The sequence below is a fragment of the Citrobacter sp. On2M genome, from assembly GCF_018035235.1.
GTDB classification, from domain to species: Bacteria; Pseudomonadota; Gammaproteobacteria; order Enterobacterales; family Enterobacteriaceae; genus Citrobacter; species Citrobacter meridianamericanus.
In genome coordinates, this window is sequence record NZ_WPCV01000003.1 from 233,509 (window position 1) to 245,919 (window position 12,411).

Genomic DNA, 12,411 nt, shown 5'->3' on the forward strand with positions numbered 1-12,411 from the left:
AACGGGTGTTGTAAGGGCATGGCAGGCCTGATATAACTGCTGCGCGTTCGCACTTTGAAGGATTCATGTGCGATATAAATTATAAAGAGGAAGAGAAGAGTGAATAAATCTCAACTGATCGACAAAATTGCTGCAGGGGCTGATATCTCTAAAGCTGCGGCTGGACGTGCGTTAGATGCAATTATTGCTTCTGTTACCGAATCTCTGAAAGAAGGTGATGACGTAGCGCTGGTAGGTTTTGGTACTTTTGCCGTTAAAGAGCGTGCTGCCCGTACTGGTCGCAACCCGCAAACAGGTAAAGAGATCACCATTGCCGCGGCTAAAGTACCGGGCTTCCGTGCAGGTAAAGCACTGAAAGACGCGGTAAACTAAGTGATTTCCCCTTTGGGGATGTGACGAAGTACAAGGGCGCATCGACTGATGTGCCTTTTTTATTTGTAATTCCGGTACTTTCTACGTGTTGTGGGCTGACAATTACCCCTGTTTCTTGTCACAATAGGCCTTTGTGCGCAGCGTTCAGGAAACGCTATGCTGCGTGAAGCATATATACTCAAAATCCTTGCCGCCGTTGTTGTGTCAACGCGCAGGCGGCTTGAGAGATAACGCGTATAGTCATCTACAGCGGAGTGTGGTTACACCATGATGGACAGCTTACGCACGGCTGCTAACAGTCTCGTGCTCAAGATTATTTTCGGTATCATTATCGTGTCGTTCATTTTGACCGGCGTGAGTGGTTACCTGATTGGCGGGGGCAATAACTTCGCCGCCAAAGTGAATGGCCAGGAGATCAGCCGCGGGCAGTTCGAGAATGCGTTCAACAGTGAACGTAACCGCATGCAGCAACAGCTGGGCGATCAATACTCCGAGCTGGCCGCGAACGAAGGCTACATGAAAACGCTGCGTCAGCAGGTGCTGAATCGTCTTGTTGACGAAGCGCTGCTGGATCAGTATTCCCGCGAGCTTAAGCTCAATATCAGCGACGATCAGATTAAGCAGGCTATTTTTGCCACGCCTGCTTTTCAGGTCGATGGCAAATTTGATAACAACCGCTACAACGCGATTGTTAATCAGATGGGCATGACCGCGGATCAGTACGCACAGGCATTACGTAATCAGCTTACTACCCAGCAGCTGATTAACGGCGTTGCCGGTACGGACTTTATGCTCAAAGGTGAAACGGATGAGCTGGCAGCGCTGGTTGCACAGCAGCGTATCGTGCGCGAGGCGACAATTGACGTTAACGCTCTGGCCGCGAAGCAGTCTGTTACTGAGCAGGAAATTTCCAGCTACTACGAGCAGAATAAAAACAACTTTATGACGCCGGAACAGTTCCGTGTGAGCTACATCAAGCTGGATGCTGCAGCAATGCAGGAGACGGCCAGCGATGCTGATATTCAGTCTTACTATGACCAGCATCAGGACCAGTTCACGCAGCCGCAGCGTAACCGCTACAGCATCATTCAGACCAAAACGGAAGATGAAGCCAAAGCAGTACTGGACGCGCTGAACAAAGGTGGTGATTTCGCTGCGCTGGCAAAAGAAAAATCTGCTGACATCATCTCTGCGCGCAAAGGCGGGGACATGGGATGGCTGGAAGATTCCACCACCCCGGACGAGCTGAAGAATGCCGGTCTGAAAGAAAAAGGTCAGCTGTCTGGCGTGATTAAGTCTTCCGTTGGTTTCCTCGTTGCGCGTCTTGATGACGTACAGCCTGCGAAGGTTAAACCGCTGAGCGAAGCCCGTGACGACATTGCGGCGAAAGTGAAGCAGGAAAAAGCGCTGGATGCATACTATGCGCTGCAACAGAAAGTCAGCGATGCGGCCAGCAACGATAACGAATCTCTGGCGGGTGCAGAGCAGGCAGCAGGTATGAAAGCGGTTGAAACGGGCTGGTTTAGCCGTGACAGCCTGCCGGAAGAGCTGAATTTCAAACCTGTTTCAGACATCATTTTCAATGGCGGTCTGGTTGGCGAGAACGGAACGCCTGGCAGCAACTCTGACATCATCACCGTGGATGGCGATCGCGCATTTGTCCTGCGTATTGCAGAGCACAAAGCCGAAGCCGTTAAGCCGCTGGCGGAAGTGAAAGAGCAGGTAACTGCGCTTGTTAAGCACAATAAAGCAGTGCAACAGGCGAAGCTGGATGCTGATAAACTGCTGGTGGATCTGAAGGCCGGTAAAGGCGATGAAGCCATGAAAGCGGCGGGTCTGAGCTTTGGTGAAGCGAAAACCCTGAGCCGTACTGGTCAGGATCCGCTGAGCCAGGCTGCGTTTAGTCTGCCTCTGCCGACGAAGGATAAACCGAGCTACGGCGTGGCAAACGACATGCAGGGCAACGTTGTTCTGCTGGCGCTGGACGAGGTGAAAGCCGGTTCTATGCCTGAAGCGCAGAAGAAAGCGATGGTACAGGGGATTACCCAGAACAACGCGCAGATTGTCTTCGAAGCGCTAATGAGCAACCTGCGCAAAGCGGCAAAAATTAAAATCGGTGATGCGCTGGATCAGCAGCAATAACCGAGGCTGCTCGCAAAAAATTGCAAAAAGTTGTATCCCCCAAAGGCCGCTTTCGCGGCCTTTTCCAATTCTGATATTTGCTGTTTGTCTGCCGTACTGCACCTCGCTATCGTGATTCCACTGTTAACAAACAAGGAGAAAACAGTATGAAACATGGAATCAAAGCTCTGCTTATCACCCTTTCATTGACCTGTGCTGGCATGGCTCAAAGCGCACTGGCTGCAGAGCCTGTCGCCAAAAGTCAGGCGGTACAAACTAAAGCGGAGACCTCAGGGGCGGCACAAAGCAAAGCCACACTGCCGACTAAGGCAAGCGACGATGAAGGCACCAGGGTAAGCATCAACAGCGCTTCCGCGGAGGATTTAGCGCGAGTCATGAACGGTGTCGGCCTGAAGAAAGCACAGGCGATTGTGAGCTATCGTGAGGAGTACGGGCCGTTTAAAACGGTGGAGGACTTAAAGCAGGTACCGGGTATGGGCAGTTCGCTGGTGGAGCGTAACCTGGCAGTTTTAACACTTTAATAACTTGCACAGCGCTGAAAATTTGCCAGACTAGAGAGGTCATACCAGTTATGACCTCTCTACCCTAAAGTATGTTCTTATAAAAACAACCTAAGGTTTCTGCGCTATGCAAACACAAATCAAAGTCCGTGGTTTTCATCTTGATGTCTATCAGCACGTCAACAACGCCCGCTATCTCGAGTTTTTGGAAGAAGCCCGCTGGGATGGTCTGGAAAACAGCGACAGCTTTCAATGGATGACTGCGCACAATATCGCTTTTGTGGTCGTGAATATAAATATTAACTACCGCCGTCCAGCGGTACTCAGCGACCTGCTGACCATTACCAGCCAGGTTCAGCAATTAAATGGCAAAAGCGGGGTGTTAAACCAGACAATTACCCTGGAGCCGGAAGGGCAGGTGGTGGCAGACGCATTGATAACCTTCGTCTGTATTGATTTGAAAACGCAAAAAGCGCTGCCGCTGGAAGGGGAGTTACGCGAAAAGCTGGAGCAGATGGTGCAGTAGTGGCTGCAAGTGTCTGCAGGCCGGATAAGCAAAGGCTATCCGGCATCACTCAACACATTACTTTAACCCGGTTTTCTGCTTCATTGCCGCCATCACCGCCGGTTTATCTGCAAGATAATGGTTCAGGCCGTTGGCGCGCAGATTACACGCCGCACAGTGTCCGCAACCGTCACCTTTGATGCCGTTATAGCAGGTCAGCGTTTCTTCACGTACCAGATCCAGCTTACCCCAGTAGTCAGCCAGCGCCCAGGTTTCGGCTTTATCGATCCACATCAGCGGGGTTTCAAAGCGGATATTTTTCGCCATCCCCAGGCTCACGGCATGGTTCAGCGCTTTGACGAACTCATCGCGACAGTCCGGGTATCCAGAGAAATCCGTTTCACACACGCCGGTAATGACCGCCTCTGCCTGTACCTGATATGCGTAAATTGCTGCCAGCGTTAAAAACAGAATATTGCGTCCTGGCACAAAGGTGTTGGGAATGCCGTTCGCATCCGGTTCGTAATCAGGTACCGGAATATTATCGCGGGTCAGGCTGCTGACGGCCAGTTCGCTGAGCAGCGTGACATCAAGTACCTTGTGCGCGCGTGCGCCGAGTTTTAAGGCCAGGTCACGTGCGACATCGATCTCAGCGCGATGGCGCTGACCATAATCGAAGGTTACGCAATGTACTTCATCATATTGATGTAGCGCTTGCGCCAGACAGGTTGTGGAGTCCTGGCCCCCACTGAATACAACAACGGCACGTTTCATGGCTTTTCCTGACAAATAACAAAACCCTTATGGTAGCGCCTGGGCGTGTCGCCGACCAGCTTCTTCATGCCAACGGGGGCGGTAGCCAGGCTTCGGTGAACTCAAACCAGCCGCGAGGATTCAGGCGTACGCCGTTCACGCCCGGTGGCGCGCTGATACGATAGTGATAATTGAACAGCGGCGTCAGGGTTGCGTCATGCATCAGCGTGGCGAAAACTTGTTGTAAGGCCGCATGACGATCGTCTTCATCGGCCTGGATTTGCAGGGCATCCAGGGTAGTTTGCAGATGAGTAAATGCTGGTGCGCTCAATACGTGTGACCAGAGTTGATCGCAGCGCAGCCACTGCTCGAGCGTATATTCAGGTGCTTCGCCAATTAATCTGTCGCCCATCATCAGGTCGGCCAGAGCTAAAGGATGCTCGCCATCCCAGTTTTTAGCATTATGAAAAATAAGGGTTAATTCACAGCCGAGCTGTGCCAGCGCCAGTCGAAGCTGTTCAGCCATGGCGTGCAGTTCTACCGGCAGGTGATAAGCCAGCGTCAGTTTTTCCGGTAGCGCTACCTCGTCCAGCTCATCCCATTGTGGGATAGTCCATCCTGGCAACAGCGCATTGCTTGGCGTGATCAGATTTTCATCCACCTCAAGCGTTTGTAGCAGGGAAGAACGATGGATAATATTGACCAGCCGACGGGCCTGCTGCGTATTCAGGCGTGCGCTTTTTCTGAGCGTGAGATAACAAAAACCGAGGCTGATTCCGCTGCTCACCTGGCTTAGCATTGGCAGCTCTTCGGGTTTACCAATTGCAATTTGCACAGGATGGCGACAGCTGGTGCCCAAATCCTGAGAGAACAGCTGCGGGGTTATCCAGTATTCAATGGCTTTTAGTAGCGGATGTCTCAAATGGTAGTGATCGTGACTCTCGATACGCACCAGCTCAGGAGTAAATAGTGTCAACCTAAACGGGCCAGTACCCACAACCGGGTATGCAGGATGCGCAAGGTGACTGCTGTAGCTTGCCAGACGATGCGCCAGCCAGTAATCGGGGCGATGCAAAATAAAGGTCAGGCACTGGGGATGCGTCACCTCAATACGCTTTACGCTGATAAACAGCTTATTCAATGCCGGTAGCGCTAACAGCTTCAGCAATTGTTGATGTAGCTGCGTGCTGCTGACCGCATCGCCGTTATGCCAGTACAAGGTGGACCGAATATAGAAATCCCAGCGCAGACCGTCGGCGGAGATATTCCAGTGGTGGGCCAAATCACCGCAGGGGCGTTGCGTATTACTGTCAAACCGGGTCAGGCCAGAGAAAATTTGTCCGGCGAGGTGTTGCTCCGCGCGGCCGGGGAGAAATCCAGGGTGCAAAGGGTCAAGCTGGCGGTAATAGGGAATACGCAGGGTTGGCGTGTCGTTTTGCCACTGACCGCCCATAAACGGCTGTAGCAACGTTCTTAATTCTCCCGGTGCCAGTTGAGCCAGCTCCAGCACGCTAAGCTGTTCTCCCTTTTGTAGCGCCTGTTCCATCATGGTGTTGCGCAGGGAATCTGGCGTCACCAAAAAGCGTAACTGCCCGCGTTTCCCGCGCCCCGACTGGGCGTGCCACTCCAGCCAGCCAGCATCCTGAGCTTGCTTTAGCAGGGTGCGTACGTGGCGCTCGCTGCAAAAACAACGTTCGGCCAGTTCCCCTACGGTCACCGACTGCGGTTCGCCGTGCGACGGTTGCCACAGGCGTTGGTACTGGTTCAGGCGATTAAGCAGACGCATTGATACTTGATCCTTCAGGATGGCCCGTTAACGGTTTTTGCGCAGATAAACCCGGAACAATTCATTTTATCTATTCACTATTACTTCCGTATATCTCAGGTGATACTGAATCACAAGTTAACCGCGTCACAGTGTGGAGAAAGAAATGGCTCGTCTGGCTGCATTTGATATGGATGGCACCCTTTTGATGCCGAATCACCATTTAGGTGACGAAACGCTTTCAACGCTGGCGCGCCTGCGTGAACGCGATATCACCCTGACATTTGCCACCGGCCGCCATGTGCTGGAAATGCGCCATATTTTGGGTTCGATCTCACTGGACGCCTTTTTGATCACCGGTAACGGCACGCGCATTCACTCCCAGGAGGGCGATGTGTTGCACCGACAGGATCTGGATCCGAATGTTGCGGATATCGTGTTACATCAGAAATGGGATACCACCGCCAGCATGCATGTCTTTAATGACAACGGTTGGTTCACCGGACAAGAGATCCCCTCGCTATTACAGGCGCATGTATATAGCGGATTTCGCTACCAGATCGTCGATGTGAAACGTATTCCGGCTCATCAGGTAACGAAGGTCTGTTTCTGTGGCGATCATGAGTCTCTGATCCAATTGCGCATTCAACTGAATGAAGCGCTGGGAGAACAGGCGCATCTCTGTTTCTCCGCGTTTGATTGCCTCGAGGTGCTGCCGCTGGGCTGTAACAAAGGATCCGCGCTGGCGGTGTTGAGTGACCACTTAGGGTATTCAATGGCCGAGTGTATGGCATTTGGCGATGCTATGAACGATCGCGAAATGTTAGGCAGCGTTGGGCGTGGTCTTATTATGGGTAACGCAATGCCGCAACTGATGGCTGAACTGCCTCATTTATCGGTGATTGGGCATTGCCGTAATCAGGCGGTGTCACACTTTTTGACGCATTGGCTGGACAATCCGCATCTACCTTATTCCCCCGAATGAGAGATCCCTTCCAGCAAGCCAGACTTCGCGTCTGGCTTTTTTTTGTCTGCTCAGTGTGTATTCAGCAACTGGGCAAGTTCTGCTTTCCACGGCGTTAAATCACCAATGTGCGCGTCGACCCACTGCGGGTTGTAGTAGGTTTCCAGATAACGTTCGCCGCTGTCACACAGCAGCGTCACCAGTGAACCCGTTTCTCCGGCGTTGCGCATGCGCGCGGCAAGTTGCAGCGTTCCCCACATGTTGGTGCCGGTTGAGGCGCCGACTTTACGACCCAGCTGCGTTTCCAGCCAGTGCGCGGTCGCCACGCTTGCGGCATCCGGTACGCGCAGCATTTCATCAACTACGTCAGGAATAAAGGACGGTTCGACACGCGGGCGACCGATGCCTTCGATTTTGCTTCCGACCGGGCTGCGCAATGTCGCATCGCGCTCCTGCCAGAAGGGCAGAAAAACCGAGTTCTCCGGGTCTACTACCATCAGACGAGTGTCGTAGCCCTGACAGCGAATATAACGGCCAATGGTTGCTGAAGTGCCGCCGGTTCCGGCGCTCATTACGATATGACGGGGGACGGGGTTGGGCTCGCACTGCATCTGACGGAAAATGCTGTCGGCAATATTGTTATTGCCGCGCCAGTCGGTGGCGCGCTCAGCATAAGTGAACTGGTCCATGTAATGACCGTTCAGCTCACGCGCCAGCTGTTCAGAGGCTGCATAGATTTCGCAGGCGCTTTCCACGAAATGACAGCGACCGCCGTAAAATTCAATCTGTTCAATTTTACGTTTCGCGGTGCAGGAAGGCATGACGGCAATAAACGGCAGTCCTAACAGTCGGGCGAAATAAGCCTCAGAGACCGCCGTTGAACCGGACGATGATTCAATAATGGTGGTGCCTTCTTTGATCCAGCCATTGCACAGTCCGTACAAAAACAGTGAACGCGCCAGACGATGCTTCAGGCTCCCGGTAGGATGCGTGCTCTCATCTTTCAAATAGAGCTGAATACCCGGAAACGCCGGTAGCGACAGACGAATGAGATGCGTATCCGCAGAACGCTGATAATCCGCGTTGATTTCATTGATGGCGTTTTTAACCCAGGAGCTATTCATAATTAATGGATATCCATTTGTCATTTTGTGCCCAGAATAGCGAAAAGCACGGAAAAAATTGTTGCCATTTAGCCTTTAAAATAGAATGTAAGGAGAAAATTCTTCTCTGTGGAGTGGATATGTTAGACAAAATTGACCGTAAGCTGCTTGGCTTACTGCAACAGGACTGCACCCTTTCTTTGCAGGCGTTAGCAGATGCCGTTAATCTGACTACCACCCCCTGCTGGAAACGCCTCAAACGGCTCGAGGATGACGGTGTTCTGCTGGGTAGAGTCGCTTTGCTGGACCCCGAAAAACTGGGGCTGGGCTTAACCGCGTTTGTGCTGATCAAAACTCAGCACCACAGCAGCGAATGGTATTGCCGCTTTGTTACCGAAGTCACCGGTATGCCGGAAGTACTGGGGTTCTGGCGTATGGCAGGGGAGTATGACTACCTGATGCGAGTGCAGGTTGCTGATATGAAAAGCTACGATGAATTTTATAAACGCCTGGTGAACAGCGTACCGGGCTTGTCTGACGTCACCTCCAGCTTTGCGATGGAACAGATTAAATACACAACAGCTCTCCCTATTGAATAATTCTCCCGGCGCTTATTGCCGAAAATTTTGTCAGGACATTACACGTGCGATTATTTGCTCAATTAAGCTGGTACTTCCGCCGGGAGTGGCGTCGCTACCTCGGGGCGGTGGCCCTGCTTATCATCATCGCTATTCTTCAGCTTATTCCGCCGAAAGTGGTTGGGATCATTGTCGATGGGGTAACCACTCAACGCTTCACCACCGAGCGGCTGTTGATGTGGGTGGGAACCATTGCATTGATCGCCGTGGTGGTTTATTTGCTGCGCTATGTCTGGCGCGTGCTATTGTTTGGCGCATCCTACCAACTGGCGGTTGAGCTGCGGGAAGATTATTACCGTCAGTTGAGTCGCCAGCATCCAGAGTTTTATCTGCGTCACCGCACGGGCGATCTGATGGCGCGTGCCACCAACGATGTCGATCGCGTGGTATTCGCCGCTGGTGAAGGCGTGCTGACGCTCGTAGATTCTCTGGTCATGGGATGCGCGGTGCTGATCGTGATGTCCACGCAGATCAGCTGGCAGCTCACGCTCATTGCGCTGCTGCCGATGCCGGTGATGGCGTTAATGATCAAGCGTTACGGCGATCGACTCCACAACCGCTTTAAGCTGGCTCAGGCGGCGTTTTCCAGTCTCAACGATCGTACTCAGGAAAGTCTGACCAGTATTCGCATGATCAAGGCCTTTGGTCTCGAGGATCGGCAGTCGGCATTATTTGCCGCAGATGCCGAAGATACCGGTAAGAAAAACCTGCGCGTGGCACGCATTGACGCTCGCTTTGATCCCACAATTTATATCGCCATTGGGATGGCTAATCTACTGGCGATTGCCGGAGGAAGCTGGATGGTGGTACACGGTTCGCTGACGCTCGGCCAGCTCACCAGCTTTATGATGTATCTCGGCCTGATGATTTGGCCGATGCTGGCGCTGGCATGGATGTTTAACATCGTCGAGCGTGGCAGCGCCGCCTACAGCCGTATTCGCGCCATGCTGGCTGAGGCACCGGTGGTGGATGACGGCACAGAACCCGTGCCGGAAGGACGCGGCGAACTGGCGGTGGCGATTCGCGAATTTTGCTACCCGCAAACCACCCACCCGGCACTGGAAAATGTGAACTTCCAGCTCAATCCTGGGCAAATGCTGGGCATTTGTGGTCCGACCGGCGCGGGGAAAAGTACGGTGTTGTCGCTGATCCAGCGTCATTTTGATATCACCGAGGGCGATGTGCGCTTTCATGATATCCCGCTGACGCGCTTACAGTTGGATAGCTGGCGCAGCCGACTGGCGGTTGTCAGCCAGACGCCATTCCTGTTTTCGGATACCGTCGGCAACAACATCGCGTTGGGACGCCCACAGGCCACGCAAGAAGAGATCGAACATGTGGCGCGCCTCGCCAGCGTCCATGAGGATATTCTACGGCTTCCACAAGGCTATAACACCGAAGTAGGCGAACGCGGGGTGATGCTGTCGGGTGGGCAAAAACAGCGTATTTCTATCGCCCGAGCGCTACTGCTAAACGCTGAAATCCTGATTCTGGATGATGCGCTGTCGGCAGTAGATGGTCGTACCGAGCATCAGATCCTGCATAACCTGCGCCAGTGGGGCGAAGGCAGAACCGTGATTATCAGCGCCCACCGCTTATCCGCCCTGACGGAGGCCAGCGAGATTATTGTGATGCAACATGGGCATGTTGCTCAGCGCGGCGAACATGAGGCCTTAGTGCAGCAGCCTGGCTGGTATCGCGATATGTACCGCTATCAGCAACTGGAAGCGGCGCTGTCTGATACACCAGAAATAAACGAGGAGGCGGCTAATGCGTAGTTTTGGGCAGCTATGGCCGCCCCTGAAAAGACTACTGGCGTACGGCTCTCCGTGGCGAAAACAGCTGGCAATTGCGGTGGTCATGCTGTGGGTGGCGGCGGCGGCGGAAGTCAGCGGCCCGCTGCTGATTAGCTATTTTATCGATAACATGGTGGCGAAGAATAATCTGCCGCTGGCAATGGTCGCCGGGCTGGTTACGGCGTATATCGGTCTGCAACTGCTGGCAGCAGGCCTGCATTACGCACAGTCATTGCTGTTTAACCAGGCGGCGGTTGGCGTAGTACAACAGTTACGCACCGACGTAATGGACGCGGCGTTACGCCAGCCGCTGAGCGCCTTTGATACGCAACCTGTCGGGCAGCTTATCTCCCGCGTGACCAATGACACCGAAGTTATTCGCGATTTGTACGTGACGGTGGTTGCAACGGTGCTGCGCAGCGCGGCCTTAATCGGCGCCATGCTGGTAGCGATGTTTAGCCTCGAGTGGCGTATGGCGCTGGTGGCGATGGCCATTTTCCCGGCTGTGCTGGTGGTGATGGTGATTTATCAACGTTACAGCACCCCGATTGTGCGCCGGGTTCGCGCTTATCTGGCGGATATTAACGATGGCTTTAACGAAGTTATCAACGGCATGAGCGTTATCCAACAGTTCCGCCAGCAGGCGCGATTTGGCGAGAGAATGGGCGAGGCCAGCCGTTCGCACTATATGGCGCGTATGCAGACTCTGCGCCTGGATGGCTTTTTGCTGCGTCCGCTGTTGAGCCTTTTCTCGGCGCTGATCCTCTGCGGTTTGCTGATGTTGTTCAGCTTTACCTCTGGCAGCGCCATCGAGGTTGGCGTGCTGTACGCGTTTATCAGCTATCTTGGCCGTTTGAACGAACCGCTGATTGAGTTGACTACCCAGCAATCCATGTTGCAACAGGCGGTTGTCGCCGGTGAGCGAGTGTTCGAGCTGATGGACGGACCACGTCAGCGCTATGGTGACGATGAGCGACCGCTGAAGAGCGGGGACATTGAGGTGGATAACGTTTCATTTGCCTATCGTGACGACAATCTGGTGCTGCAAAACATCAGCCTGTCCGTACCATCGCGCAGTTTTGTGGCTTTGGTCGGACACACTGGCAGCGGCAAAAGTACGCTGGCCAGCCTGCTGATGGGGTACTACCCTCTGACGCAGGGTGAAATCCGTCTTGATGGACGGCCGTTGTCTTCACTGAGCCACGGTGCATTGCGTCAGGGCATCGCGATGGTGCAGCAGGATCCGGTGGTGATGGCAGATACTTTCCTGGCAAACGTCACGCTGGGTCGTGATATCTCAGAAGAACGGGTGTGGCAGGCGCTGGAAACCGTACAGCTAGCGGAACTGGCGCGGGGTCTAAGTGAGGGGATTCATACCCGGCTGGGCGAGCAGGGCAATAATCTCTCTGTTGGGCAGAAACAGCTGCTGGCGCTGGCACGGGTATTGGTTGAAACGCCGCAGGTGCTGATCCTCGACGAAGCCACGGCCAGTATTGACTCCGGCACTGAACAGGCCATACAGCACGCGCTGGCGGCGGTACGTGAACACACCACGCTGGTGGTGATTGCGCATCGGTTATCGACGATTGTCGATGCGGATACCATTCTGGTGCTGCATCGTGGGCAGGCGGTTGAGCGTGGTACGCACCAGCAATTACTCGCGGCACAAGGCCGTTACTGGCAGATGTACCAGCTGCAGCTGGCGGGTGAGGAGTTAGCCGCCAGCACGCAAGAGGATTCTGTGCTCGCCTGATAGCGTAGCTCTGATACGACAATCAACAATCTGGTGCAAAAATGTAACGCACTATGCACCGCCATAGTGCGTTTTTTCTTTTTCTCCCTCGACAGTACCCTGTAAGCCTGAACTATTCCG

11 protein-coding genes are annotated in these 12,411 nt (G+C 53.5%); 8 read left to right on the plus strand and 3 right to left on the minus strand.

Annotated elements, in window-relative coordinates; translation table 11 throughout:
• Positions 1 to 81: 81 nt before the first annotated feature.
• The 4 genes from hupB (at position 82) to fadM (ending at position 3,540) form a co-directional block, all read left to right on the plus strand.
• Positions 82 to 372 carry a nucleoid-associated protein HU-beta gene (hupB, locus tag On2M_RS09670; protein ID WP_219352570.1) on the plus strand — a complete coding sequence of 97 codons (291 nt, stop codon included), beginning with the start codon at positions 82 to 84 and terminating at the stop codon, positions 370 to 372.
• A 267-nt stretch (positions 373 to 639) separates the two neighbouring features.
• A complete protein-coding gene (gene ppiD, locus On2M_RS09675) occupies positions 640 to 2,514 on the plus strand; it encodes a peptidylprolyl isomerase (protein WP_210904723.1) in 1,875 nt (624 codons plus the stop codon).
• A 146-nt stretch (positions 2,515 to 2,660) separates the two neighbouring features.
• A complete protein-coding gene (locus On2M_RS09680) occupies positions 2,661 to 3,035 on the plus strand; it encodes a helix-hairpin-helix domain-containing protein (protein WP_151218629.1) in 375 nt (124 codons plus the stop codon).
• A gap of 106 nt (positions 3,036 to 3,141) precedes the next feature.
• Complete coding sequence (gene fadM / locus On2M_RS09685) at positions 3,142 to 3,540, plus strand: long-chain acyl-CoA thioesterase FadM (protein WP_003021636.1); 399 nt, start codon at positions 3,142 to 3,144, stop codon at positions 3,538 to 3,540.
• A gap of 57 nt (positions 3,541 to 3,597) precedes the next feature.
• Here fadM and queC read toward each other — a convergent pair whose 3' ends face one another.
• Both queC and On2M_RS09695 read right to left on the minus strand, forming a co-directional pair.
• Complete coding sequence (gene queC, locus On2M_RS09690; RefSeq protein ID WP_151224863.1) at positions 3,598 to 4,293, minus strand: 7-cyano-7-deazaguanine synthase QueC; 696 nt, start codon at positions 4,291 to 4,293, stop codon at positions 3,598 to 3,600.
• Positions 4,294 to 4,357: 64 nt separating this feature from the next.
• Entirely contained in the window at positions 4,358 to 6,058 is a 1,701-nt protein-coding gene (locus On2M_RS09695; protein ID WP_187252913.1) for an SgrR family transcriptional regulator, read from the minus strand.
• A gap of 145 nt (positions 6,059 to 6,203) precedes the next feature.
• Between On2M_RS09695 and cof the strand changes: the two genes are divergently transcribed.
• Complete coding sequence (cof, locus tag On2M_RS09700) at positions 6,204 to 7,022, plus strand: HMP-PP phosphatase (RefSeq protein WP_187252912.1); 819 nt, start codon at positions 6,204 to 6,206, stop codon at positions 7,020 to 7,022.
• 50 nt (positions 7,023 to 7,072) lie between these two features.
• Here the strand turns inward: cof and On2M_RS09705 are convergent, their stop codons facing one another.
• Positions 7,073 to 8,128 carry a PLP-dependent cysteine synthase family protein gene (locus On2M_RS09705; protein ID WP_219608505.1) on the minus strand — a complete coding sequence of 352 codons (1,056 nt, stop codon included), beginning with the start codon at positions 8,126 to 8,128 and terminating at the stop codon, positions 7,073 to 7,075.
• Positions 8,129 to 8,244: 116 nt separating this feature from the next.
• Between On2M_RS09705 and On2M_RS09710 the strand changes: the two genes are divergently transcribed.
• From On2M_RS09710 to On2M_RS09720, 3 genes are read left to right on the plus strand one after another with little or no spacing between them, the layout of a single operon-like run.
• Entirely contained in the window at positions 8,245 to 8,703 is a 459-nt protein-coding gene (locus On2M_RS09710; protein ID WP_003021649.1) for an Lrp/AsnC family transcriptional regulator, read from the plus strand.
• Positions 8,704 to 8,747: 44 nt separating this feature from the next.
• Positions 8,748 to 10,520, plus strand: a complete 1,773-nt coding sequence (locus tag On2M_RS09715) for a SmdA family multidrug ABC transporter permease/ATP-binding protein (protein ID WP_151218634.1) — start codon at positions 8,748 to 8,750, stop codon at positions 10,518 to 10,520.
• Positions 10,513 to 12,291, plus strand: coding sequence for a SmdB family multidrug efflux ABC transporter permease/ATP-binding protein (locus On2M_RS09720; protein ID WP_210904724.1), 1,779 nt, complete (start codon positions 10,513 to 10,515; stop codon positions 12,289 to 12,291). The genes On2M_RS09715 and On2M_RS09720 overlap by 8 nt, the downstream gene beginning before the upstream one ends.
• The last annotated feature ends 120 nt before the right edge of the window (positions 12,292 to 12,411 follow it).

What these genes read in the sequence shown, in the direction of transcription:
- queC (WP_151224863.1), bottom strand. Translation starts at nt 4,293, where the DNA reads ATGAAACGTGCCGTTGTTGTATTCAGTGGGGGCCAGGACTCCACAACC.
- ppiD (WP_210904723.1), top strand. Translation starts at nt 640, where the DNA reads ATGATGGACAGCTTACGCACGGCTGCTAACAGTCTCGTGCTCAAGATT.
- cof (WP_187252912.1), top strand. Translation starts at nt 6,204, where the DNA reads ATGGCTCGTCTGGCTGCATTTGATATGGATGGCACCCTTTTGATGCCG.
- On2M_RS09710 (WP_003021649.1), top strand. Translation starts at nt 8,245, where the DNA reads ATGTTAGACAAAATTGACCGTAAGCTGCTTGGCTTACTGCAACAGGAC.
- On2M_RS09695 (WP_187252913.1), bottom strand. Translation starts at nt 6,058, where the DNA reads ATGCGTCTGCTTAATCGCCTGAACCAGTACCAACGCCTGTGGCAACCG.
- On2M_RS09720 (WP_210904724.1), top strand. Translation starts at nt 10,513, where the DNA reads ATGCGTAGTTTTGGGCAGCTATGGCCGCCCCTGAAAAGACTACTGGCG.
- fadM (WP_003021636.1), top strand. Translation starts at nt 3,142, where the DNA reads ATGCAAACACAAATCAAAGTCCGTGGTTTTCATCTTGATGTCTATCAG.
- On2M_RS09680 (WP_151218629.1), top strand. Translation starts at nt 2,661, where the DNA reads ATGAAACATGGAATCAAAGCTCTGCTTATCACCCTTTCATTGACCTGT.